At 51.4% G+C, this 22,577-nt stretch carries 23 protein-coding genes; 9 read left to right on the forward strand and 14 right to left on the reverse strand.

Features of this window, described 5'->3' with window-relative positions; genetic code table 11:
• Both ACLJRS_RS15540 and ACLJRS_RS15545 read right to left on the reverse strand, forming a co-directional pair.
• Positions 1–1,632 (reverse strand): methyltransferase domain-containing protein, encoded by a 1,632-nt coding sequence (locus ACLJRS_RS15540; RefSeq protein ID WP_410957856.1) that lies wholly within the window; start codon positions 1,630–1,632, stop codon positions 1–3.
• A gap of 4 nt (positions 1,633–1,636) precedes the next feature.
• Entirely contained in the window at positions 1,637–1,894 is a 258-nt protein-coding gene (locus ACLJRS_RS15545) for a YjhX family toxin (RefSeq protein ID WP_001054381.1), read from the reverse strand.
• A 486-nt stretch (positions 1,895–2,380) separates the two neighbouring features.
• Between ACLJRS_RS15545 and ACLJRS_RS15550 the strand changes: the two genes are divergently transcribed.
• The 3 genes from ACLJRS_RS15550 to ACLJRS_RS15560 all read left to right on the forward strand — a co-directional run bounded on the left by ACLJRS_RS15550 (position 2,381) and on the right by ACLJRS_RS15560 (position 4,918).
• Complete coding sequence (locus ACLJRS_RS15550; protein WP_000864865.1) at positions 2,381–2,989, forward strand: DUF1062 domain-containing protein; 609 nt, start codon at positions 2,381–2,383, stop codon at positions 2,987–2,989.
• Positions 2,990–3,340: 351 nt separating this feature from the next.
• Positions 3,341–4,252: an STM4504/CBY_0614 family protein gene (locus ACLJRS_RS15555; RefSeq protein WP_000556778.1), complete on the forward strand. Its 912-nt coding sequence runs from the start codon at positions 3,341–3,343 to the stop codon at positions 4,250–4,252.
• Between the two features lie 204 nt (positions 4,253–4,456).
• Positions 4,457–4,918, forward strand: coding sequence for a DUF302 domain-containing protein (locus ACLJRS_RS15560; protein WP_001672566.1), 462 nt, complete (start codon positions 4,457–4,459; stop codon positions 4,916–4,918).
• Here the strand turns inward: ACLJRS_RS15560 and ACLJRS_RS15565 are convergent.
• Positions 4,915–5,589: a dienelactone hydrolase family protein gene (locus ACLJRS_RS15565; protein ID WP_000588700.1), complete on the reverse strand. Its 675-nt coding sequence runs from the start codon at positions 5,587–5,589 to the stop codon at positions 4,915–4,917. The two genes, ACLJRS_RS15560 and ACLJRS_RS15565, sit on opposite strands and share 4 nt — an antisense overlap.
• 349 nt (positions 5,590–5,938) lie before the next feature.
• Here ACLJRS_RS15565 and uxuR point away from each other — a divergent pair, with 349 nt between their 5' ends.
• Entirely contained in the window at positions 5,939–6,712 is a 774-nt protein-coding gene (gene uxuR, locus ACLJRS_RS15570; RefSeq protein ID WP_000841654.1) for a Uxu operon transcriptional regulator, read from the forward strand.
• On the opposite strand, the gene trpS is transcribed toward uxuR, so the two are convergent.
• Positions 6,713–7,726, reverse strand: a complete 1,014-nt coding sequence (gene trpS, locus ACLJRS_RS15575; protein ID WP_001094609.1) for a tryptophan--tRNA ligase — start codon at positions 7,724–7,726, stop codon at positions 6,713–6,715.
• A 717-nt stretch (positions 7,727–8,443) separates the two neighbouring features.
• On the opposite strand from trpS, the gene ACLJRS_RS15580 reads away from it, so the two are divergent.
• Positions 8,444–8,974 (forward strand): Hcp family type VI secretion system effector, encoded by a 531-nt coding sequence (locus tag ACLJRS_RS15580; protein WP_000907671.1) that lies wholly within the window; start codon positions 8,444–8,446, stop codon positions 8,972–8,974.
• A gap of 238 nt (positions 8,975–9,212) precedes the next feature.
• Entirely contained in the window at positions 9,213–9,947 is a 735-nt protein-coding gene (locus tag ACLJRS_RS15585; RefSeq protein WP_000683251.1) for an aspartate/glutamate racemase family protein, read from the forward strand.
• Between the two features lie 5 nt (positions 9,948–9,952).
• Here ACLJRS_RS15585 and hypT read toward each other — a convergent pair whose 3' ends face one another.
• The 7 genes from hypT to mdtM form a co-directional block, all read right to left on the reverse strand.
• Positions 9,953–10,861: a hypochlorite stress DNA-binding transcriptional regulator HypT gene (gene hypT / locus ACLJRS_RS15590; RefSeq protein ID WP_000383509.1), complete on the reverse strand. Its 909-nt coding sequence runs from the start codon at positions 10,859–10,861 to the stop codon at positions 9,953–9,955.
• Positions 10,862–10,979: 118 nt separating this feature from the next.
• Positions 10,980–12,152: a beta-aspartyl-peptidase gene (gene iadA, locus ACLJRS_RS15595; protein WP_001113067.1), complete on the reverse strand. Its 1,173-nt coding sequence runs from the start codon at positions 12,150–12,152 to the stop codon at positions 10,980–10,982.
• 12 nt (positions 12,153–12,164) lie between these two features.
• Positions 12,165–12,626 carry a YjiG family protein gene (locus ACLJRS_RS15600; RefSeq protein ID WP_000211979.1) on the reverse strand — a complete coding sequence of 154 codons (462 nt, stop codon included), beginning with the start codon at positions 12,624–12,626 and terminating at the stop codon, positions 12,165–12,167.
• Positions 12,623–13,294, reverse strand: a complete 672-nt coding sequence (locus tag ACLJRS_RS15605) for a nucleoside recognition domain-containing protein (RefSeq protein WP_000068752.1) — start codon at positions 13,292–13,294, stop codon at positions 12,623–12,625. Before ACLJRS_RS15605 ends, ACLJRS_RS15600 begins: the two co-directional genes overlap by 4 nt.
• A gap of 870 nt (positions 13,295–14,164) precedes the next feature.
• Positions 14,165–15,349, reverse strand: a complete 1,185-nt coding sequence (locus ACLJRS_RS15610; RefSeq protein WP_000233273.1) for an MFS transporter — start codon at positions 15,347–15,349, stop codon at positions 14,165–14,167.
• A gap of 219 nt (positions 15,350–15,568) precedes the next feature.
• Complete coding sequence (locus ACLJRS_RS15615) at positions 15,569–16,840, reverse strand: DUF445 domain-containing protein (protein ID WP_001033028.1); 1,272 nt, start codon at positions 16,838–16,840, stop codon at positions 15,569–15,571.
• 86 nt (positions 16,841–16,926) lie between these two features.
• Positions 16,927–18,168 carry a multidrug efflux MFS transporter MdtM gene (gene mdtM / locus ACLJRS_RS15620; RefSeq protein WP_001188918.1) on the reverse strand — a complete coding sequence of 414 codons (1,242 nt, stop codon included), beginning with the start codon at positions 18,166–18,168 and terminating at the stop codon, positions 16,927–16,929.
• A gap of 478 nt (positions 18,169–18,646) precedes the next feature.
• On the opposite strand from mdtM, the gene ACLJRS_RS15625 reads away from it, so the two are divergent.
• Entirely contained in the window at positions 18,647–19,600 is a 954-nt protein-coding gene (locus ACLJRS_RS15625; protein ID WP_000749994.1) for an Rpn family recombination-promoting nuclease/putative transposase, read from the forward strand.
• Here the strand turns inward: ACLJRS_RS15625 and ACLJRS_RS15630 are convergent.
• A complete protein-coding gene (locus tag ACLJRS_RS15630) occupies positions 19,597–19,740 on the reverse strand; it encodes a hypothetical protein (protein ID WP_157782637.1) in 144 nt (47 codons plus the stop codon). The two genes, ACLJRS_RS15625 and ACLJRS_RS15630, sit on opposite strands and share 4 nt — an antisense overlap.
• 40 nt (positions 19,741–19,780) lie before the next feature.
• Between ACLJRS_RS15630 and ACLJRS_RS15635 the strand changes: the two genes are divergently transcribed.
• Entirely contained in the window at positions 19,781–21,151 is a 1,371-nt protein-coding gene (locus ACLJRS_RS15635; RefSeq protein ID WP_410957857.1) for an NAD-dependent succinate-semialdehyde dehydrogenase, read from the forward strand.
• Between the two features lie 94 nt (positions 21,152–21,245).
• Here ACLJRS_RS15635 and ACLJRS_RS15640 read toward each other — a convergent pair whose 3' ends face one another.
• Positions 21,246–21,389, reverse strand: coding sequence for a hypothetical protein (locus ACLJRS_RS15640; protein WP_001622104.1), 144 nt, complete (start codon positions 21,387–21,389; stop codon positions 21,246–21,248).
• On the opposite strand from ACLJRS_RS15640, the gene yjiS reads away from it, so the two are divergent.
• Positions 21,356–21,520, forward strand: coding sequence for a DUF1127 domain-containing protein YjiS (gene yjiS / locus ACLJRS_RS15645; protein WP_000397917.1), 165 nt, complete (start codon positions 21,356–21,358; stop codon positions 21,518–21,520). The two genes, ACLJRS_RS15640 and yjiS, sit on opposite strands and share 34 nt — an antisense overlap.
• A 76-nt stretch (positions 21,521–21,596) precedes the next feature.
• Here yjiS and ACLJRS_RS15650 read toward each other — a convergent pair whose 3' ends face one another.
• Positions 21,597–22,517: a DUF5655 domain-containing protein gene (locus tag ACLJRS_RS15650; RefSeq protein WP_001280246.1), complete on the reverse strand. Its 921-nt coding sequence runs from the start codon at positions 22,515–22,517 to the stop codon at positions 21,597–21,599.
• Positions 22,518–22,577 lie beyond the last annotated feature (60 nt).

Genomic DNA, 22,577 nt, shown 5'->3' on the forward strand with positions numbered 1-22,577 from the left:
TTATCGCGCGATTAACGCAAATACGCCCCAGCCAAAGTATTCTCGCGTCCAGGTGACGTGGCGTTTGGGAGCTACCGTCAGTTCTGTTCGAACCTCTTGTGCAAACGCATCGTCAGGGTTTTCCTCCAGCCAGCGGCGCATGGTCATCCACTTCGCGGCTTCATATCTGTCCCAGCCTTGCGGGTCTGCCAGCACCATTTCCACTACGTCATAGCCGAGTTGGTCGAAAAAGGCGACCAGCTCGGGCAGGGGACGAAAATCGGCGACGGATGAGACGCCACAGGCGTGGGCGATCTCTTCCGTTGCGGGGATCCGACGCCAGTACGGTTCACCGATGAGAATGATCCCGCCTGGTTTGAGGCTTTTGGCCAGCAGATCTATTGTCCCCGCGACACCGCCCGCAATCCAGGTAGCGCCTACGCAGGCCGCCACGTCATATTTTTCCTCGTCGATATAACCGGCCGCGTCGTTATGAATAAAATGTACATATTCACTGACGCCGAGCTCTTCTGCACGTTGTTTTGCCTGTGTGGTGAAGAGCGGGCTTATATCAATGCCAGTACCTGTAACACCGTAATCGCGAGCCCAGGTGCAGAGCATCTCACCCGAACCGCTACCGAGATCGAGAATCCGCGTGCCTGGTTTCATGCGTAACGCATGGCCCAGCGTGGCGTACTTTTCCGCTGTAAACGGATTATGGATACGGTGTTCGCTTTCGCTAATGGTAAAAATACGTGGGATATCCATTGGGTTATTCCTTTTACTGAGGGCGATTCCCTCAGCGGGAGGGGCTTTTTCAGCCAGCAGCGCAAACAGCTTGCCTGCAAAAGTCTCGCCGACCGGCCAGGTGTGACTGTCCGGGCGCTGCAACACAGTGAAGCCAGCATCACCAAGCAGGCTGATATATTCATCATCGCGCCAGGCCTTCATTTGACTGCCGAAACGGGTGGTACAGCCGTTTTCCGCTATCGCCCAGAACTGCGTTGAGCTGGTTTGGGCCTCTTCATCCCAGGCATTTTCCGTTAACAGCAGATGAGGCACGGCAAGAAACAGGCCGTGCGGACAACGCTGCCAGCCTGGCTGCGCCATGCCCTGGCGTTTAACTTCATCGAAGGTATGCGCTTCAACAAGCAGTTTGCCATCCGGTTTCAACCACTGAGCGCAATGACTGATGAGGCTTTGCGCATCCGCAGCGCTAAAGACATTCAGTTCCCCAAACGTCATCATAATGAAATCAAAAGGTTCCGTGGGGTGGTATGTACGAATATCCTGCTGAATGTAGTCAATATTCAGGTTTGCGGCTTGCGCCTGCTGGCGAGCCCATGTGATGGATGCCGGAGAGAAATCTACGCCTGTGCAGTGAAACCCACGCTCCGCTAACAGGCGGGTATAAAAACCGGGGCCACAGCCGAGATCCAGAATGCGGGCGCCAGCGGGTAACTGACGGGTAATCCATGTTACCTGTTGCTCAATCACGGTTAGCCGGCGGCTGGCCCAGTCGTGGTCCTGCGACAGATGATTTTCCAGCATGCGTTGGCTGAAGGCTGGCTCGTCCCAGGGGATTTTGCCTTCATCGGGTAATAGCCGAATGTGATGCGTTGCAAAAATAACGGCGCTGATATCCATCATCATCTCCTTAGCGATTGTCAGGCTGGGCGCGAACGCTGTTCAGCCCGGTTGTATTAATGCGGTAGGGCTGACCGTTAACGGATTTGATCAGCTTTTTGGTTTTGAGTTTTTTGAATACAGCGAGCGTGCAATCGGCGAGCAACAACCCTTCGCGGCTATAGCACTCAACGGCGGTGACGCGGCCTGACGCATCGCGGATGTGCGTAATGCGTCCGCCTTTGGCGAGAACGTGTAAGGTACGTTGTTCCTGACGGGATAAATTCATGCTGAAGAACCTGTTTAATCATCATAGGCAAAACGTGCAAACACACTGTAGTGTCCGCATTCGATTTCGGCGCATTGATAATCAGCCCGGCCTGAAAAGGTCGGGGAACTGATTATCAGATGATGACATTCTCCAGCATCAAAGCCTCGGGTTGAGTTGAAAGGTATTTACGTCGTGAATGATAACACCTGATTTCTGTAAGTGAATAACCGGGAGTGAAAAGTGTGATCTCAAAGGGAGGATCATGCGTTTAGTAAGTCAGTTGAATAGATCCCGCCGCTACCATAATGAATATTGATTAAACTCATATACCCGATAATGGCCGCTTTGATAATCTCGGCGTATCTTTTGGCCATTGACAGGGTTGTAGCGTTGGAAATCTTTTTTTAACCCACTGAAAAATATCACTTAAATATTTTTCATACATAAACATTTATGGTCCGCTGAGTTCGGATCCGGTTTTGTATGGGTTAAAAAAGGTACGTTATGAAAGTCATATGGACTGTCACTCCTGTGGGGTATCAGCGCATAGCGAAACGTTGCCCTTCATGCAGCGTAAAACGGGACTTCACGCCTTCTGGGGCATTTCGGGTTAATTCGCAAAAGAAGGTACTCGATGTCTGGAGTATCTATAAATGCACACACTGCGATTACACCTGGAATATCTCCCTGTTCTCGCGCCTGCCAGTCAGCAAAATTAACCGCGATCTTTATGGCCGACTGATGGCGAATGATGCCGCCACGGTGCAATATTTTGCTTATGACAACGCGATCCTGAAGCGAAACAATGCTGAATTATCGGGGCAGCCTGATTTTCACATTCAGGAACGGTGGCTGGTCAGTATCGCCTCCCACAAGCAGGTCAGTGTTAGCGTCAGGATTTCCCGTTCTTTTCAGGTCAGCCTGCTGTCGATTTTGAAGAAGCAACTCCTGCTAAGCGCAGCCGAAATCAAGAGACGGATTGAAACAGGGCAAATAAGTGGCGTCACGATGAAAATGCTTAAATCGCGAAAACTGAAGAATGCGAAATATGATTTGCAGCTCTCAGTTGAAACACTGTATGACCGGCGAAGGATTGTTCTGACCCGTCGATAAAAATAATAAGCTCACCTTACGTTTAAGTGTGCTGGTATGGCAACGACGTAACGGAATGAAAGAAGGACTAAGGGACAGGTGAGCTTTAGTTGAATAACCCTTGTCTGTGGCATTCAGTGAAGGCTGAATGCCATGGATAATCCAGATTTTCGCACCAGTGATGATCAGCAGAATGACAAATGGCGATGGGTTATAATTAACAGTAGAGTAAATAAATATTCACTCAACACCATTAAAAAATAAGAAAAAATGGCTCACTGTTGAGCTGATATTAATACCTGAACCACTGAATTAGAGTAATGTGGCGCTATTCATAGCGTAATCTGTTCTGTTGCGGTTACAGGGGGAGGAATGCACACCTTTAGACCATACTCACTAAGGCATAGCGATCTGTTATATGAAGATATTCCGTTAGAAATACGCGAGCAAATAATCTTATTGATTATCAATACGCTAGGAAACTGCTCCTCTTTTTATGATATGACATTATACTGCTATCATAATAGTCATTCTGACGAAGTTTATCGAAGAATATGTAAAACGTTGCGCAAAGAGTATGGCTTATTCACCTTATATGCGCATTCAACGTCATATCTGGATGAAATGAGTAATCTGTTATTAAAAACAGATGATAAAAGAAAGCATATTGATACCATTGAGCTTGCTTTTAACTATATAGATACCTACCTTCGGACCTATGAAGTTACGCTTGGGTTAGAACCGGATAAGGCGATTAGTGAATTAAATAATATATTTCATGAGCATAGTTTAAAATATCGCTATGAAAATGGTAGAATTGTAAGGTTGCGCAGAATAAAACGGCTTAAAAACATATGTTATTATTTGTACTCCCCTGGAGAGTATGGCTTTGTCGAATATGATCTTATGGAAGCGTATAATCGCCTGATGCTTAATGATTTTGCCTGTGTCGTAAAGGAATGTCATGCAGTCTTCAGAAGCGTTCTTCTCAGAATTCATGAGAGAAAAGGTATCGTATATCATGAACAAGATAGTTTAAATACCTTAATGACTAATCTGATGGCGAGAGGCGTTATATCTGCTGAATATGCACATAAATTTCATTTTTTAAGTAACGTGCTGGAGTCAGAAATATTTCTGCCGATGGCGCCAGAAAAATCGCATCATCACTACGCAATGATGCTCCGTATCTCTGAAGAGTTGGCCTGTAGTATTTATTATCTTACTGAGCGGAGTATATTTTTTCTTACCCAGCGGGCTGAAGAAGATAGTGTCTCGCCATAATAATGATCGCGCTGTCGCTCAGTCAGACTGGATCATCGTTATTTAAATTTGTTCAGACGTCGGAATTTTTTGTTCTGCCGTCTGTTTTTTTAGTGATGAGCTGTTCAGTGCAACAATAAGGGGTACAGTACGATGACTGATTTTTAAACTGCATATCATCTGTGTCGCATTTACTCATGGGTATTGGGTCAGGGAGAGAGAAGAATGAGCACTATTTTAAAGCCTTTTTTATTGGCGGTAACCCTGATGTTAATCTTAATAAGGCCTGGCTTTGCAACGGAGGATGGAGCGATAACCATGGTTAAAACCTACAGCGCTTATGACTATTTGCAGACCCGAGCGCGGTTGATGCACGCTGTCGCCGATCACGGTCTGGTGTTATTTGGGGAATTTGACCATGCCAGAGCGGCACAGAATGTTAACCTGAAAATGCCGCCGACAACGGTTCTGGTCTTTGGCAATCCTAAAGGCGGAACGCCTCTCATGCTGGCGCATCCCGAACTGGCGCTGGATTTACCGTTTCGGGTGCTCATTAGCCAGCAAGCCGATGGGCGAACGTTGGTCAGTTATCATCCCGCTGAAACGCTGCAATGTTATGGTCTTGATGCCGCAGATATACAGGCTTTGAAAAAACTGGAACAGCTCGTTGAAAAAAGTCTCCACTAAAGCTGAAAATCGGGCGATGTGTTTGCACGGGTGATGTCGCGAATAAAGGCGCTCACATCGTCCATTACCTGATGCGACAAGGCGGCATCGAACGTGGCGCTATCAGCATCACAGAACCCGTGCCGCGCATCGTACATTTTACACTGCACCCGGGGGCGCTTTTCCAGCGCCTGTCGCATGGCGAGGGGATCAAACGCCGGCTCATAACGCGCGATAATAACCAGTGCCGGACAGAGAGGCGCAAGATGAAGGTACTGGCGTATACGGGAACCGTAATAGCAAACGACGCCATCGCATAACCCACTGGCTGCACTTAGCCATGCGAGCGTTGCGCCGACGCTATATCCTACGACGATTAGCGTCTCGTACTGCGTTCTGAGCTCGTGGAGTAATGTGGTAACGACGGCGGGATCAAAGCCGACATTTGCTGAAAAGTGACGGTAAGCCTCCTGCTGCTGTTCATAGCGAAAGGGGGTATGGTGAGGAAACAGCGCGGGAATATAGATGTCGAATCCGCGCGTCATCCATTCATGGCCTGCGCGTTGGATATGAGCGTTAATACCATAAATTTCATGCAGAATAATCGCTGCCCGGCGATGGCGGCTCGACAAACTGGAGGCGTTGCTTCCCCCGGATACGCCTGGGGCGAAAAACACGGTGTCTTTTATCATAACGCGTTCTTGATACAAAGAGAGCGGCTGGATTTTCGCCGATCACGCTATGTCAGAGACATTGTTCCTGTCAATGTACAGACACATTTTATGGCCTGATTTTTGGTTGATAAATTTTATATTGGTAAACCAATGTGCTGTTCATATTCAGGCATCAGGGCTAAAGGTGGAACATCAGTCGTGTATTGTCTACTGCCTTTCCTTTCATCTGGCCTCACTAGCGAAACGGGGCGCATTATTGTTTTGTTGGTTGACCAGTTTCGCGTTTTTGGTGTGCTACGCGTGCTATCCCTCTTTACAAATGCTATAGTCTGATACCGGGAAATCGCATCGGACGGGCACGACCAATATGAAATCAAACACTTCTCAGCAAAGACCTTACCAGGAAGTGGGCGCAATGATACGGGATCTGATTGTTCAGACGCCGTACCGCCCCGGGGAGCGCTTGCCGCCGGAAAGAGAGATCGCTGAGAGGCTCAATGTGACGCGTACCGTCGTGCGTGAAGCGCTGATCATGCTGGAAATTAAAGGTCTGGTTGAAGTCCGCCGCGGCGCCGGGATCTACGTGCTCGACAGCGCGGATAATAACGAGATGGAAGGCGCTGACGTCAATCACTGTAATGACGCCGGGCCTTTTGAACTGTTGCAGGCGCGTCAGTTGCTGGAAAGCAATATCGCTGAATTTGCCGCTCTGCAGGCCACCCGCGAAGACATCATTAAAATGCGCCAGGCGTTACAACTGGAAGAGCGAGAGCTCGCCTCCAGCGCGCCGGGCGGCTCAGAAAGCGGCGATATGCAGTTTCATCTGGCCATTGCCGAAGCGACCCATAACAGTATGTTGGTAGAGCTCTTCCGTCAGTCCTGGCAATGGCGTGAAAATAATCCGATGTGGCTCCAGCTTCATAGCCATCTGGGCGATACGCTTTACCGTAAGGAGTGGCTGGTCGATCATAAGCAGATCCTCGCGGCGTTAATTAAGAAAGACGCCCGCGCAGCGAAGCTGGCGATGTGGCAGCACCTGGAAAACGTGAAGCAGCGTCTGCTGGAGTTTTCCAATGTTGATGACATCTACTTTGATGGCTATCTGTTTGAGTCATGGCCGCTGGACAACGTTGATGCCTGATTATACCTGGAATAGCGTGGGCAGGCCCAGTCCACGTTTTACTTCCTGTAGCGTCTTTTGAGTGACCTCATGCGCCCGCTCGCTACCTTTTTTCAGTAATTCCATTAGCATTCCCTTATCTGCAATAAAGGTTGCCCGTCGTTCGCGTATGGGCGCGATCAGTTCTTGCAGGCAGGTCTCCAGCTCATTTTTACAGACACGGTCGCCTAATCCGCCTTGTTGATAATGTGCTTTCATCGCCGCGACTTTGGCTTTATCCGGATGGAACGCATCCAGCCACGTAAAGACGACGTTACCTTCTATTTTTCCCGGATCGCTAATTTTTAAATGACCGGGATCGGTGTACATCGCGCTGACCGCACGGTGGATGGTCTCTTCGCTGGCGGAAAGAAGCAGGGTATTGCCGAGCGATTTCGACATCTTGGCGCTGCCGTCAATGCCTGGCAGACGGCCCGTATCGCTCAGGAGCGCCTGACAGGGTCGCAATACCGGCGAGGAGAAAAGACTATTCATCTTATGAACGATCTCATTCGTTTGCTCAATCATGGGCAATTGGTCGTCGCCAACCGGTACCATTTCGGCCTTAAAGGCGGTGATATCTGCCGCCTGGCTAATGGGATACGCCATGAACCCGACCGGCAGGGAACGGGTAAAGCCTTTTTGGGCAATCTCATTTTTTACCGTAGGATTACGCTCCACTCGGGCGACGGTAACAATATTCATATACAGCACCGTTAATTCAGCGAGGGCGGGTAACGCGGATTGCAGGCAGATCGTCGTTAGCGCGGGATCGATGCCGACGGCCAGATAGTCAGCTAACACCTGCGGAATATTATCGCGGATTTTTTGCGGATTACTGCCGTTATCGGTGAGTCCCTGCAGGTCGGCAATCAGGACATACTGTTGGTGATCCTGCTGTAGCGCGACGCGCTGGCGCAGTGAACCGACATAATGGCCGAGGTGCAGCGAGCCGGTGGGGCGATCGCCAGTCAGAATGATAGGAAGGGTGTTCATTAAGGACTCCTTTATGCTTGCTGTAAAGCCGAAAGACGTCCCGAAACACAGTAGCCGCCTTTCGGCGGCTACTTAAAGAGGGATAGTGATCCGTGCCGCCTTCAGGAAGGCAGCCACCAGCGGAGATGACGTTGCGTAGCGTTGGATCGTTTCGTGTTCATGTGATCTAACGTATCACGACTAAACGTAAGGGTAAAGCGGCTGGCGTGTCGTCCGGGCATAAAGTCATATCGCCTGAACAGAGAACATGTTACTGACTTTGAAACGCGATTTTATAATTTGCTGCCCAAAAATACGTGGCGCTGAAAGGCGCATTTTTGATGCAAATCATTTATTACTGTGATAACACTGTGCGCGATAAAAACATTAAATATATTCACATAGTAAATATGTTCTATTGGAATGGTTGTTTTCGATATGACAAAAGTCTAAAAAACCCATTGATGTGAAAAGGAATAAGAATTGTCTATATTCCGATTCGGTGTAATTAAGTAATTTCTCGGATAAAAATAAGAAATGATATTGATATTTCTTTTTTGATATGGTTCTTATAGCGGCTATGGTTATTCAGGAAGCGATGCTTGAATGCCTGGCGTAATAGATTTCAGGTCAGTAGCGCTATTGTAAAATGGATTGTTGATGGCAGAAGGTATTTAGCAAGAATCCAGTTATAGCAGATTGTCGGTATTTAATCTGGTATACAGAGACACCAACGAAATGGCTGGAAAATGGAACGTTCTTTCATTGTTGGCGTTCCGTCCTTGTCAGCCTGCTTTGCCGCATGATAATCACGGAGGGGGGATGGACGCCATCTATTTAAAACTGGACGGTATTGAAGGCGAAAGCCGGATCAAAGGTTTTGAAAACCAAATAAAACTTATTGCTTACAACCACAACCCGACGAAACGGGAGTCCGGCGAAGCGAGAGGGACATATATTGGAGGGTTGACGCTGACAAAGCCTGTCGATCTTGCTACGCCTGGCCTCTATGAGCACTATTGTAACGGGAAAACGGTGAAAGAAGGCGTGCTGACATTATGCCGTCGTGATAAGGGCGCAATGCTGCCATTTATTATTTATACGCTCACCAATGTGCGAATTTCACGCATGAGCAATCATGGCGACGCCGAAGGCAGCGCCACGGAGACCGTGGATTTGGTTTATAGCCATATTCGCTGGGATATTCCCGCATTAGCGTCGAAAAGCAAAACACGGCGGCCCCTTCACCGACAGGCGCTGTGGCGATGAGAACAAAACAAGCTTGCGGACTCGCAGTGGGCGATGCTGTATAGCGAAATGGCATTTAGCGGCTTGCGAAGGCTGATGAGCGCTCATGTAACCAATCGATTGCCTGAAAAGGCGATAACGCATGGCCCTTACACCCGTTATGATTTTTACGCATAGCCGCTAATAAAACGGCATTTTTTATATACACATCAAGTTGATAGTGTGTTTCTGACCTTGACGTAAATAAGCGGGAAAAGCGATGAAACACACCATTGGGATACTGGGGGGGATGGGACCTGCGGCAACGGCGGATATGTTGGAAAAATTTGTTGAATTGCGACATGCCAGTTGTGATCAACAACACATCCCGCTCATTGTCAGCTCTATCCCTGATATTCCCGATCGTACAGCATGTCTGTTATCCGGCGGGCCTTCGCCATACCGTTATCTGGAGCGTTATCTGCATATGCTGGAAGACGCCGGGGCGGAGTGTATCGTTATCCCATGCAACACTGCGCATTATTGGTTTGATGATTTACAGAACGTCGCGAAAGCGCGAATGATCAGCATCCTGGACGCTACCCTGGGGGATATTCCGCCATCGGCGCGGCACGTTGGTCTGCTGGCGACCAATGCGACGCTGGCAACCGGGTTATATCAAAAGAAAGCGCTGGCGCGGGGGCTGACGTTAATTCAGCCAGAAGAAGCGGGGCAGGCGTTGGTAATGCAGGCTATTTATACGCTTAAACGTGGCGATAAAACTGCGGCGCAAGCGCTGCTGCTGCCGCAAATCGATAGCCTTATTGCCCGTGGCGCTCAGGCAATTATTATGGGGTGTACCGAAATTCCGCTTATTGTGGCCGGACATGAACGCGCGATAGCGTGCCCGATGATTGATTCCACCGCGTCGCTGGTGCGCGCGGCGATTCGTTGGTATGAGTCCTGGCCAGACACCCGCGCCTCTTTGACCGGGGAACAACGCCTTACCGCCTGAGGTGTTTACAGCGCGGCCTGAAGCCCACGCAGGTCGCGCCAAAATGTTTCGGCTACCTGACTCATGCGGGTATTCATGCGATAAGCATAAGCCTGGATCGGAATAACCAGTTCGTCGGCATCAAGCACTATCAGGCGTCCGTCGGTAATCTCCTGACGGATAGCATACTCGGGCAACCAGGCGATTCCGCAGCCGTCCATCGCAACCTGTTTTAACAATTCACTCATCGAAGAGACGAAAAATGTACTGAAACTCAGTTCAGCATGGCGAGTCAGAGTACGATTTATCAGCCGGCCCATATAGGAGTTCTGACTGTAATTAAGCAGGGGAAAGTGCGGCTGCTCAAGCGTATAGCGTGGCTCGCCCCGGCCATTGTTGGCGCAAACCGGAAACAGTCTCGACTCAAACAGGCGGATATTATCAAACGGCGCTTGTTGCAGGTTTTCATCGTGATAGGAAAAGATAAAATCGCTTTGCCCCTCACGTAACATATCCACCGCCTGGTCGACATCTATCGCCTCAACGGCGTAGGTAAACTGCGTCGGCATCTGCTTAACGATGGTCGGCAACAGGCCGAGGGAGAGCGAGTGGGCGGCGGCAATCTTGATTTTACGCAGCGTATAATCGCTGCCGCCGCGCAGTTCGGTCAGATTACTTTCCAGCTGCTGTAACAGGTGGCGAACCTGGGAGTGAAAGATTTTACCCTGTTCGGAAAGCTGTAGCGGCGAGACCTGTCGGTTAAACAGTTCAACGCCCACGGCATGTTCCAGGGCGCGAATCCGCCGGCTAAAAGCGGGTTGCGATACGTTGCGGATAATGGCGGCCTGAGAGAAATTGCGGCACTTTTCCAGTGTCAGAAAATCATATAGCCATTTTGTCTCAATATTGTGCAAACCTGCTCCAGTTACATCCATTTACCGTTATCCTGTCAGCCGCCCGAAGGGGCATTCTACGTCCATTCGGGCGGCTGACAACCGCTTATCCCGTCCTCTTTCAGGATGCCGCGATGGGGCAGCCTGAAACTAGCGGGAATTACGCCGGTTCAAAGGTACCTTTTACGCAGGCTTTCCCCTCATTGACCATGCGTTTGCCGCGCGCATACACCTGCTCAATACGTAAATCTGCGCTAAAGACGAGCAGATCCGCATCGTTACCGGGACGGATTTCGCCTTTGCCGTCCAGACTGAGGAAGGCGGCTACGCTGGTCGTCAGCGGACGCAGAGCATCGGTCAGGCTGAATCCGTAGTGATTAACCAGCGTCTGCAACGTCTCCAGCAAACTTTCGAAGCCCGCGACGCCGATGCCCGTCAGATTTCCGGCAGCGTCAAATAGCGGCTGGCTGCCGTTACCGTCTGAACTGAGCGTCACCCGGGAAAGCGGGACGCCGGCTTTTACCGCTCTGGCAATGCCCTCCGCCGGCGCGACGGGATCCGGGATACTGGTGGTAATGTCGATCACGCCGCCTTTAAGCGCAAACGCCAGCGCCTGCTCGAAAAGTGATTCGCTACGGTTGACGTGGGTAGGCAGCAGTTTACCGATCGGCACGTCGCTGTTTTCCAGGATGTCATACAGCGGCTGTAACCCTTTTTTGCTGCTGCCCATATGAAAAACGCTGACACCGGGTTTGCCGCCCAGCAGGCCGCCAACGCGTGATTCAGCGGCCATGCTGGCGAGTTGATTCCCGCTGGGCGCGGCGGAACGGTGGTCGGAGACTGCGCATTTCACGCCAATGACGCGATCGATCAGCGCGACGTCTTTTTCTACCGAGCCAGTAATGGTCGGCGACGGAACGTGATAAGCGCCCGTGAGCATCCAGGCGGTGATCCCCTCCTCATTTAGCGCTCGCGTTTTGGCTAACAGCGACGCGGGATGACGGCTGACGGAGTCGGTGCCAAGCAGGCCGACGACCGTTGTTATCCCGGCTTCCGTCAGGCGGCTCAGGGAGACTTCCGGCGTCCGCGTCGTCGGCCCCGCTTCGCCGCCGCCGCCGATCAGATGAACGTGTTGGTCGATAAAGCCCGGGCACAGCATACGACCGCTAAGATTAATCACCGCACAGTCCGGTACGATATCGCTGGGGATGTCAGCGCCGACGGCAATAATTTTGCCATTCGCGAGCAGAACATCGCAGATGCCCCGGTCTTCTGGCGCAAACAGGTGCGCACCCTGTAATAAGGTAAACTCCGCGGCGGATAAATCAGGCATGATAACTCCTTATTAAACAATAAGCTGCATGACCCAGATCGACAGCAGCGCATTGATGGCGCAGACTGCGATAATATGCGGGTAATATTTGGCGTTGACTTCGGCAGTACCGAGACAGCGGCCGACATTCTGTACCGGGTTTCCCATCAGGTAAATGGCTGGCAGTAGTACGGTAACATCGTGGCCGCTTAGCGCGCCGGCGGTAGCCAGACTGGCCGCCACGCCAACGGCGCCGCCCATACTCATCAGCGAAGCCAGAAGCACCGTAGCCGCTTCGCCAGGAAGCCCCCACAACGCCATCACGGGCTGGCAGATATGGCCTACCCAGTCGAGCAGACCGGTAATTTTCAGCGCCTGAATAATGACAAATGCCATGACCACATTGGGTAACAGGTTGGTCGTGGCGATGGTAAAACCGCGGCGTGCGCCATCGATAAACATATCCATGACATTCTTACGTACCTGAGTCGTCATGATTGGGCTCCTTGAGCAGGGTGACGGCGTTCTTCGATGTTAATCCAGACGCGCAAAAGGTTTGCGCCGATAAATTTGAATAGCAGAATGACCACCAGCGGAATGATGACTGACGTCCCCAGAAAGGCGAATACCGCAACGCCGGAGGAGAAATAGTTGGTGATAATAGCGCTGCCGCTGGTCTGCCAGGCGGCAAAAATCACTTTATCGCGTTCGGTGATTTCGCCTTCCTGCGCCAGTTCTTTGGTCATACCCGCCGCGGCGTCGGTATTTTGCAGGTTGGCGATCAGCGCCAGTGAGCAAATACCGGGAATGCCAAGCAACGGTTTCAGGATGGGCGTCATCAGTTGCTGTGCCGCCCGCAGACCGCCCAGTCCATCCGTAATCGCGATGATACCCAGAGAAAGGATAACCGACGGTGCCAGCTCCAGCGCAAAAAGGAAGCCATCTTTCGCGCCCGTTCCGCCCGCGCCGCGAAAGGTCTGCGTACCGGTCACATGACCGAATGACCCGTTGAGTACGGTAAAATCAAAAACGCGCCACCAGCCTTCGCTTCCGGAAAATACGCCGGAAAAGAAAATAATGGTGAGAAAAAACGCCAGGTATCCCTTTATCCCGACCTTTTCTGTATCAAGCGGCATGGCCGCCCCGTCCACTTGTTGCGCCATAGCGATCCCCGAATTTTTTTGATGATGTGTTGGTTGTAGCCACAGGCCAAAAAGCCCGAAACAGAAAGACCTTATCAGTCATGAGGGTAAGGGCAAAATGCAAGTATGTATCGTGCTATGCGTTTCTTGCATAGCAGCGCGAAAAATCACCATCTTCGCTACTGCCGGAGGCGCGGGGAACCGTGGACGGTATAACGCGAGGTAAAAAAGCAAAGAAACAGGTGTTGGCGCAGGCCGGAGTCGGGAGCAGGAAAAAGGGGAAATAAATTTGACGTTAGTCAATTTCACGCCACTTAATTATCGTTGTTAAAAAATAGAATTTTTTAACCTAAATTTTACTTTTTACTGTAATTTTTCACGCCTTAAGAGGAATTGTCACGGTCAGGTCAGTGGCCGCTGATGGGTCAGCTTGCGCCCTAAGAATCCTACGGGCAGGTAATAAAAAACGAATAATCGAATTAATTTCTTGATGTGATTTATTTATAATTGTGATGATTTGAGAGGAAGCGATAATCATCATAATGGAATATATAGCCAAAATAATTCGAGTTGCTTAAAGGCGGCAAGGGAGTGAGTCCCCAGGAGCATAGATAACGATGTGACTGGGGTGAGCAACGGCCCGTCAGGGCGAGGCCCATGGATGGGCCGGGTAATCCGTAGCCAACACATAATCCACTTGAAGTATGAAGGGTATATAAAATAATAGGCAGATTGATAACACTAAAAACCATAGAATAAGTATGGTTTTTAGTGGCATCTTTACCGTGAAATAACGTGTTGAGGATGTGCTATTAAAAACAGATCCGCATTGCGCCGCGAATAGCATTAAAGATACAACCCGGTGCGGATAGCGTGGATTTACTCTACCGCTTATTCACGTATCACAAACCGTTTTTGTTTTATCTGCTGCGCGGCGCTGATCAGCGCGGCAAAAAAGAGCGCCGCGGCGCCGCAAAGCGTGGCGTTGATAATTGTCGACGCGCCATTGCCTGACAGACTGGCGGCGAGCGGACCGAGAATTTGCCCAATACCATACGTTAGCGTCACCAGGCCTAACAAATTAATATTACCCGGCGCGCTGAGTTGTCGGGCAAGCGGCATCACCAGCGAGGTTGTGCCCATAAACGTGGCGCCAAAACCAATACTGCTCAGTATTAACAGCAACAATGAGTCGCTGGCGAGAGACAGCAGCACGCAGGCGCTCTGGATCAACAGGTTCGCGGTCAGGCATGGCAGGACGCCCCAATGTTTTGCCGCCCACAGCCAGCCGAAGCAGCCGGGAATGATCGCTAGGCCGACCAACGACCAAAGGTGCGCCGTGAGTAGTGGAGAGCCCGCGCTTTTCGCCATCAGCGGCAAATAGGTAGCGACAATGATGTAGCCGAATCCGGCGAAACCGTACAACAGCGCCAGTTGCCACCAGGGCATAGGCTGATTTTCGATTCTTGCTAAGGGCGCAGGCGGCAGCGCATGAGCGCGGGGGGGAATCAACATTGCCACGATTAATAGCAATATACCGGCGAGCGCTCCGGCCCCCAGCCATAGCGAATGGGCCGAAAGCGCATAATGTAAACCGCCAATGACATATTCGTTGCCCAGTGCAATCCCGGCCCCGACGCCGGAAAAGAGCGCGGCGATCACAAACGGATGGCGGGTATGATGCAACACAATCATTGATCCAAAAATCATCATTCCCGCGCTCGCGACACCTGCCAGTAAGCGCACCAACATGACGACCGCGGGCTGAGTAAATATCGCCATAGACAGAATAAGAATACCGGTGGCGACCGCCGAAGCCAGCAGCATGGGGCGTAGACGAGAGGGAAGATGAAAAAGGCCAAAGGAAAACAGTAAGCTTCCCGCCAGGTACCCTGCATAATTGGCGCTGGCAATCCAGGAGAGTTGGTTAAACGTTAGCTGCTTTTCCGCCAGCATTACTGGCAGCATGGGCGTATACAGAAAGCGGCCAACTCCCATCCCCAGCGTCAATACCATCATACCGAAAAGCGCCGTAAAAATGGGATGGCGAGGTGAAGCGCTCTGAGCATGAACCATGGTTTTTCTCTTTGCTAAAGTAAGGCAGGAATGCCGGATTGTTGTTGTAAATGATAATAAAAAGTAAAATTAATGTTTCAAATTTGCAAGAAAAGAAAGTGAAGCGCAGGCGAATAACGGATTGAGAAGAGGGGCATCGGTGGGAAATGGCATTAAATTAATGCCTCCCGCGTGCGGGGTTTGGCAGTTAATCTGAACGAGAATTGCGCCTTCCCCTTCTTAGATACTGAGCAGTGCCGGTATTTGCGACAGTAAATATAACACCAGACCGATAGCGCCGCCGACCAGCGTGCCGTTCACGCGGATAAACTGCAAATCTTTACCGATATTAAGCTCAATCTGCTGCGACATATCGCGCGCATCCCAGCCTTTTACGGTATCGCTGATGTGGCGCGTCAGGAAGGCGGCGAATTCCGGCGCGACGCGGTGCGCGGCCTGTTCCAGATGACCGTTAAGCGAAGCGCGTAATGCGTCGTCGGCGATAAGCGTCTCGCCAAACCATTGTCCGGCATGAGCGATGCGCTGCTTCACCTTCGAGTCTTCGGCGTTGATATCTGTTTTTAACCACTGGCGTAGATCCGCCCAGATCTCGCCGAGATAACGGTTAAACGCCTCATCTTCCTTCAGGTAACTTTTAATGTTTTCTGCCCGGGCAGCCATTTCCGGATCATGTTTAAGTTTATCGATCAGCTTATACGTCGCGCGATCGAAGGCATGACGAATCTGATGCGCGCGGTCGTGACTGATATCATCCAGCAGAGAATTTACCGCGTCGGAGACCAGTTCAGCGCTGTGTTCTCCCAGCCATTCGGTCGGCAGAATCTTCGCTTTTAACGGATGTTCGGTCTCTAGCCAGCGTATGATCTGTCTGGCGATAAATGTTCGGGAGCTGTCACGCTGTAACAGGGCGATAAGCTGGGCGATCAGCGTATCGAGTAACTCCTGGTGACGATCGTTTTTGGTCATGCTTTCCAGCATCAGGGCGCTGGTGCCGGAAAGATCCACTTTATCAATCGCCTTATGCACCGCTCGCTTGAGCAGCCGCTGAATACGGGCGTCATCGGTCAGTTCCAGAAAGCCGCTCATAATTTGCAGCAGATGCTGCCCGACCCGGCTGGCGTTGTCCGGCTGGCTGAACCAGTTTCCGATAAGCAGCGCGGGTTCATGGCGGCGGATTAGCGCGATCAGCGACTGCGTATCAAGGAACTTCTCCTGCACAAATTGCCCAAGATTTTCGCCGATTCGGTCTTTATTACGGGGAATAATCGCCGTATGTCGTGAAATAAACGGAATGGGAATGCGGCGAAACAGCGCCACCACGGCAAACCAGTCCGCCAGCGCGCCAACCATCGCCGCTTCGGCAATTGCTTTTACGCCCAGCACCCAAAAACTGGGCGGCAGGAAAAGCGTGGTCACAAACGTCGCGGCGGCTATCAGCAACAGTGAGAGCGCCAGGCGTTTGGCGCGTTTGAGTTCGGCGATTTTATTCATAGGGTTAAGGATAGAGCCAGACGGCAGGAACGTGCAAAAAACATCAGATTATCCTGTGCCGGATAAGCCTCTATCCGGCAGAGTATTTACTTCTCAGCGGCCAGTTCTGCCGCCTCATGCTGGCGCACGCGCTGTAATAGTGTCGCCAGAGTGAAGACCACAATCACCCCGGCCACCGCTGCCAGCAGGTGAAACGGCAGTCTCCCGCCGTGAAACCACAGCCAGCGGCCAACTTCGACCGACACCGCCATCACCGTCAGAATCACCATGTTCAGCGAGGCTGAAACCGTCCCTTTTGGCAAGTTGTTGGAGAAAAGCGTGAAGCGAAACAGCGTCGGGAAAATCATGCCAATGCCGAACGCGTACAGGCTGGTGCCCAGCACAGACCAAAGCCAGACGTGCGGCAGAAGAAGATTACCGAGAAGCAATGTTGCCAGCCCGCTTAACTGGATTGGTACGGCGCGCCAGATAAAACGCGGTCGGGTCGGATCTTTCACCAGGCGCACAACGATCATATTGGCCACGATCACCGCGCCGAATACGGGCACCTGCGCCCAGGCGAATTGCGAAGTACTCATCCCGCCGGCATCGATCAGGATCACCGGTGACACCGCCACCCAGCTCATCATCGGGATGTAGCTCAACGACAGCGTCGCCGCCCCGGTGAGAAAAATCGGGTTGCGAAACACATTACGAAAATCGCGCAGTACGCTCACCGCGCTGAACGGCACCGCGCCGCGTTGCACCGTTTCTGGCATCGCCAGCAGCAGGCCGCACAACGCCAACAGCCCCATCACCGCAATAATACCGAACAGTACCTTCCAGTGAACGAAGTGCATCAGCGCGGCGCCGGAGAGCGGGCCGATAACCGGAGCGACCAGCACAATGGAGGTAATAATCGCCATCAGCTTAATGGCTTTGGTTTGACCGAAGGCCTCCTGTACCGTGACGTAGCCGACCGTTGCGATAAAGCAAATGCTGGTGCCCTGCACAAAACGGGCAACCAGAAACTGCGTCATTGAGGTCGTCAACAGCGTTGCCGCGCAGGCGAGAGTAAAAATTAATGCCCCTGCAATCAGCACTGGCCGGCGGCCAATCCTGTCGGATAGCGGCCCCAGAAGCCATTGCAACGCCATTCCGCCCGCCAGATAGAGACTGACCGAGGCCGGCGCAAGACTGACGTCAGCATTAAAATCGCGCACGACGTTAATGATGCCAGGCTGAATCAGATCCGTCGTCAGATAGGCGGCAAAATCGTACAAAATCAGCGCCATCGGGAAAAATAACGTTGTGGCGCGTTGGGAGAAAAACTGAATAATCCGTTGCATAAAAAATGCGCTCCATGTCGGAGAACCCCATGATGGGACAGCGAAACTCAATACCGTCATCGTGACGTCAGGCAGGCGATGGAAACAGCGGCTGCGGATGTACTGAATTTCATGTAATCAAAAACGCTGCCGGTGAAAACACAGACAGGAAGAGACGCGTTCTGAATCTCGTCAGAACGTGTGGCGATTACAGATAACAATCAGCACATCACACCTCGGGAAATTTACGTTGCACGGAAAATATACACATTAAGTGTAATTAAATTTTGATGTTAATCAAAAGAGTTTGTCTGGTTTATAAAGATAAAGGCAGGGCGCGCAGGCTGGTATTTTGCGTGTTCAGTTCCGAAAATGCATGTGCATTACAGATAACAGGATTTATCTTTCGTCGCGCCTCGCAATGCTGAAAAGGTACGGATGAGAAAGGAATTTTCAGGAGGTAGAGTCGCAGCATCCTGGTTTGGGATGACGGAGCGCCATGAAAAAATCGACGACCTCAACACCGCATGATGCGGTGTTTAAAACCTTTTTGCGCCACCCGGAAACCGCCCGCGATTTTATGGAGATTCATCTGCCGGTGTCGTTACGCCAGCTTTGCGACCTGCGGACGCTAAAGCTGGAGCCCGGCAGTTTTATTGAAAAAAATCTGCGAGCCTATTATTCCGATGTGCTTTGGTCGCTGAAAACGCGCGAGGGCGACGGTTATATTTATGTCGTGATTGAACATCAGAGCACGCCGGATGCGCATATGGCGTTTCGGCTGATGCGGTATGCGATGGCGGCAATGCAACAGCATCTGGATGCGGGGCATAAGCATCTTCCGCTGGTGGTGCCGATGCTGTTTTATCACGGTGTTGATAGCCCGTATCCTTTTTCGCTGTGCTGGCTGGATGAGTTTGCGAACCCGGAAGTGGCAAGAAGACTCTATGCCGCTGCCTTTCCGCTGGTCGACATTACGGTGGTATCGGATGATGACATTATGCAGCACCGCCGCATTGCGCTGCTGGAGCTCATCCAAAAACATATCCGCCAGCGCGACCTGCTGGGACTGGTTGAACGAATTGCTTCGCTGTTAGTTACTGGTTGCGCTAATGACAGGCAGCTTAAAGCGCTGTTTAATTATCTTATGATTCAGCACGGACATACGCCTCGTTTCACCACGTTTATTCGTGATGTGGTAGGGCATGTCCCGCACACTAAGGAGAGACTGATGACGCTGATAGAGAGGATCCGCGCAGCGGATCGCAGAAAAGGGGAACGGCAAGGGAGACAGGTCGGTCTGGAGGAAGGATTAGAAAAAGGGCTGGAAAAAGGTCAGCATGTTGCCGCATTGCGTATCGCCAGACAGATGCTGGCGGACGGACTTGACCGCGAGACTGTCCAGCGGTTCACCGGCCTTACTGCTGAAGAGCTTCAGGATGTTAGTCACTAACGCGGCTCCAGTCTGAATGTTGCAGGCCCGGTGCCCGCCGGGCAACGCTCTCTATAATTATCGTTGATAACCGCACGAATATACCGAACTTTACCGATAGCGCCAGCCATCTCTACTACCCTTATTGTTCTGAGCGGCATTTACGGCTGCCTTAATGACGATAACAAGGAGACATGTGATATGGCTTACCAGACAGTGAATCCTGCCAATAATCAGCTCATTAAAGAGTACCCCCCGCACACGGACGCGGATATTGAAGCCGCGCTGCAAAAAGCTGACGCGCTCTATCACTCCGACTGGTCCAAAGGAGAGATTGACCAACGTCTGCCGGTACTGCATAAGCTGGTTGACTTGATCGACAGCCGTGTTGAAGAACTGGCAAAAATCGCCAGCCAGGAGATGGGCAAGCTCATCGAGCAGAGCCGTGGCGAAGTCAAACTGTGTGCGCAGATCGCTCGCTATTATGCGGATAACGCGAAGCAGTTTCTTGCCCCGGTGCCTTATAAAACCGAGTTTGGCGACGCGTGGGTAGAACATCATCCGATTGGCGTCATCATGGCCGTTGAGCCGTGGAACTTCCCGTACTATCAGTTGATGCGTGTGCTGGCGCCGAACTTGGCCGCTGGTAACCCGGTGCTGGCGAAACATGCCAGCATCGTACCGCACTGCGCCGAGACGTTTGCCCATCTGGTGCGTGAAGCCGGCGCGCCGGAAGGCGCATGGACCAACCTGTTTATTTCCTCCGATCAGGTGGCGAACATCATCGCCGACCCGCGCGTGCAGGGTGCGGCGCTGACCGGATCTGAAAAAGCGGGGAGCGCCGTGGCGGCACAGGCGGCGAAGCACATTAAAAAATCGACGCTGGAACTGGGCGGGAACGATGTGTTCGTCGTGCTGGACGATGCCGATCTTGAGAAAGCGGTGAAAATTGGCGTGCAGGCACGGCTCACTAATGCAGGACAGGTATGTACGGCGGCGAAGCGCTTTATCCTGCATGAGAAAATCGCCGATCAATTCCTCAGCCAGTTCACCGAGGCGTTCAGGAAGGTGAAGGTGGGGGATCAGATGGACGCTTCTACCGAACTGGGGCCGCTGTCGTCGAAAGATGCTCTGGATACACTGACCAGACAGGTCGAGGAAGCGGTGAAAAATGGCGCGACGCTGCACGTTGGCGGCACGCCGCTGGAAAGCAAAGGCAACTTCTTTGAGCCGACCATTCTGACCAATATTACGCGTGACAACCCGGCGTACTTTGAAGAGTTCTTCGGCCCGGTGGCGCAGATGTATGTGGTGAAAGACGATGATGAGGCGGTAAAACTCGCCAACGATTCCCACTACGGCCTGGGCGGCGCGGTGTTTAGTCAGGATATTGAGCGTGCTAAACGCATGGCCTCCCGGATTGAAACCGGGATGGTTTATATCAACTGGCTGACCGACACCGCAGCGGAGCTGCCTTTCGGCGGCGTTAAGCGTTCGGGCTTCGGACGCGAGCTATCGGATCTGGGGATTAAGGAGTTTGTGAACCAGAAGCTGGTAGTGGTGCGCCGCTAATCCCTGTTGCCCCTCTGAAAACGGGAGGGGCCTGGCTTTTTGCAGCGAAGGACGCGGATCTTAAATCAGAACGAAATAAGCGAACAAAACACCCTCAATTGCCCTCCTTATTTATCCACGTTGCACTAACCGTGCTTTTTATCCCGGTATTGTTTGTACAGACATTCATGATGCCCGCATTTTCTGTTCTATGCGGAGGCTGGTATGGAATTTTACGAGAACCGCCCCAGACAACCATTCATTGGCTTTGTGCAGCTCAGACGGGCACTAAAAAGGTGGTGGCTGCGTAAGCGGGCCTGTCAGGCGCTGCGACGAATGAGTGACGAGCAGTTAAGGGATATCGGGTTGGAAAGGAAGGATGTGGAATAACAGATAAGAGTCAGTAAAACTGGAAAGGCTGGATAATCTTATCTTAACCTCTCCAGTAGGCGGGTATCCTGGAACGCTAATTTTCCTGCCAGGCTTTCTCGATCAGCAGTTTGGCTTTATCCAGATCGTGTTCGTTACGCACAATCAATTCGACGTCGCCGGTTCCCCAGTGGCCAATATGCGTGACGTCCCGGCTAAATCCTTCTTCAAGCTGGATATGCTGTGGATTAATTTTCAGCCACAGGCGTAGGTGTGGGTCGGTCACGGGATAAACGGCTACGCACAGAAAGTTGCGAATGAGGCGGAAGGCGTCATAGAGCTTAAGCTCTTTAAACTGAACCTCATCACTGAGTGACAGCACATAACTTTTTAGCTGTTCATATAATGAAAGCAGCGCGGGAGAGGCCAAAGAGAGCTGTTCGCGCTGCGTGCGGGTATGGCGTTTACCGCTGCTGACGGAACCGTTCGCGATGATGTACTGAGGGCTATTTTCGACCACGGCGTTAACCAGTTCCAGCATTAACAGGTCGTCGGCAAAAAGCTTGTAGCGAATCAGGTTGATATTGCGGTTGATTTGCTGAACGGCATGTTCGTCGTATTTATTAAAATCGGCGGCAATACAGATTAACCGTGTGCCGGACCAGTCAATGGCTTTGGCCGCGGTTTTACTTATTTTTTCCATCACCAGCAACTGAAATTCCGCTTTATGATCGAGTAGCCAGTCGAGATAAAAGAGCCCCTGGTTAATGACGTTTTCATTGCTGTGGCGTTTATATTCAATAATCACCGGGCAGTTATTTTCGTCGAGGCCGAGGGAATCAATTCGCCCACGATGGGTTTTACCCGTGCGGTATTCGGTCTCGAGAAAGCGGACGCCAAGGAACGTTTCCATATGGGATTCGATCAGCATTTGCAGATCTTTTTCAATGGCTGCAGCTTTGCCCGGCAGTTCTTGTACTTTCCCGCCACCGAGGCGGAAAAGCTGGATATCGCTCATGGATCCCTCCTGAATTTCATATTACCGGGTATGATACTGCACAGAGTAGAATCAGAAAGC

Source organism: Salmonella sp. SAL00670, assembly GCF_046552235.1.
Taxonomy (GTDB): Bacteria; Pseudomonadota; Gammaproteobacteria; order Enterobacterales; family Enterobacteriaceae; genus Salmonella; species Salmonella enterica.

Bases quoted from the DNA above. Each gene is read 5' to 3' on its own strand.
- ACLJRS_RS15540 (WP_410957856.1), bottom strand. From the start codon at position 1,632: ATGATGATGGATATCAGCGCCGTTATTTTTGCAACGCATCACATTCGG.
- mdtM (WP_001188918.1), bottom strand. From the start codon at position 18,168: ATGCAACGGATTATTCAGTTTTTCTCCCAACGCGCCACAACGTTATTT.
- ACLJRS_RS15565 (WP_000588700.1), bottom strand. From the start codon at position 5,589: ATGATAAAAGACACCGTGTTTTTCGCCCCAGGCGTATCCGGGGGAAGC.
- ACLJRS_RS15605 (WP_000068752.1), bottom strand. From the start codon at position 13,294: ATGGCGCAACAAGTGGACGGGGCGGCCATGCCGCTTGATACAGAAAAG.
- trpS (WP_001094609.1), bottom strand. From the start codon at position 7,726: ATGAACACCCTTCCTATCATTCTGACTGGCGATCGCCCCACCGGCTCG.
- ACLJRS_RS15625 (WP_000749994.1), top strand. From the start codon at position 18,647: ATGAAAAAATCGACGACCTCAACACCGCATGATGCGGTGTTTAAAACC.
- ACLJRS_RS15630 (WP_157782637.1), bottom strand. From the start codon at position 19,740: ATGCCGCTCAGAACAATAAGGGTAGTAGAGATGGCTGGCGCTATCGGT.
- ACLJRS_RS15650 (WP_001280246.1), bottom strand. From the start codon at position 22,517: ATGAGCGATATCCAGCTTTTCCGCCTCGGTGGCGGGAAAGTACAAGAA.
- ACLJRS_RS15640 (WP_001622104.1), bottom strand. From the start codon at position 21,389: ATGGTTGTCTGGGGCGGTTCTCGTAAAATTCCATACCAGCCTCCGCAT.
- ACLJRS_RS15585 (WP_000683251.1), top strand. From the start codon at position 9,213: ATGAAACACACCATTGGGATACTGGGGGGGATGGGACCTGCGGCAACG.
- uxuR (WP_000841654.1), top strand. From the start codon at position 5,939: ATGAAATCAAACACTTCTCAGCAAAGACCTTACCAGGAAGTGGGCGCA.
- iadA (WP_001113067.1), bottom strand. From the start codon at position 12,152: ATGCCTGATTTATCCGCCGCGGAGTTTACCTTATTACAGGGTGCGCAC.
- hypT (WP_000383509.1), bottom strand. From the start codon at position 10,861: ATGGATGTAACTGGAGCAGGTTTGCACAATATTGAGACAAAATGGCTA.
- ACLJRS_RS15545 (WP_001054381.1), bottom strand. From the start codon at position 1,894: ATGAATTTATCCCGTCAGGAACAACGTACCTTACACGTTCTCGCCAAA.
- ACLJRS_RS15600 (WP_000211979.1), bottom strand. From the start codon at position 12,626: ATGACGACTCAGGTACGTAAGAATGTCATGGATATGTTTATCGATGGC.
- yjiS (WP_000397917.1), top strand. From the start codon at position 21,356: ATGGAATTTTACGAGAACCGCCCCAGACAACCATTCATTGGCTTTGTG.
- ACLJRS_RS15560 (WP_001672566.1), top strand. From the start codon at position 4,457: ATGAGCACTATTTTAAAGCCTTTTTTATTGGCGGTAACCCTGATGTTA.
- ACLJRS_RS15555 (WP_000556778.1), top strand. From the start codon at position 3,341: ATGCACACCTTTAGACCATACTCACTAAGGCATAGCGATCTGTTATAT.
- ACLJRS_RS15610 (WP_000233273.1), bottom strand. From the start codon at position 15,349: ATGGTTCATGCTCAGAGCGCTTCACCTCGCCATCCCATTTTTACGGCG.
- ACLJRS_RS15550 (WP_000864865.1), top strand. From the start codon at position 2,381: ATGAAAGTCATATGGACTGTCACTCCTGTGGGGTATCAGCGCATAGCG.
- ACLJRS_RS15615 (WP_001033028.1), bottom strand. From the start codon at position 16,840: ATGAATAAAATCGCCGAACTCAAACGCGCCAAACGCCTGGCGCTCTCA.
- ACLJRS_RS15580 (WP_000907671.1), top strand. From the start codon at position 8,444: ATGGCTGGAAAATGGAACGTTCTTTCATTGTTGGCGTTCCGTCCTTGT.
- ACLJRS_RS15635 (WP_410957857.1), top strand. From the start codon at position 19,781: ATGGCTTACCAGACAGTGAATCCTGCCAATAATCAGCTCATTAAAGAG.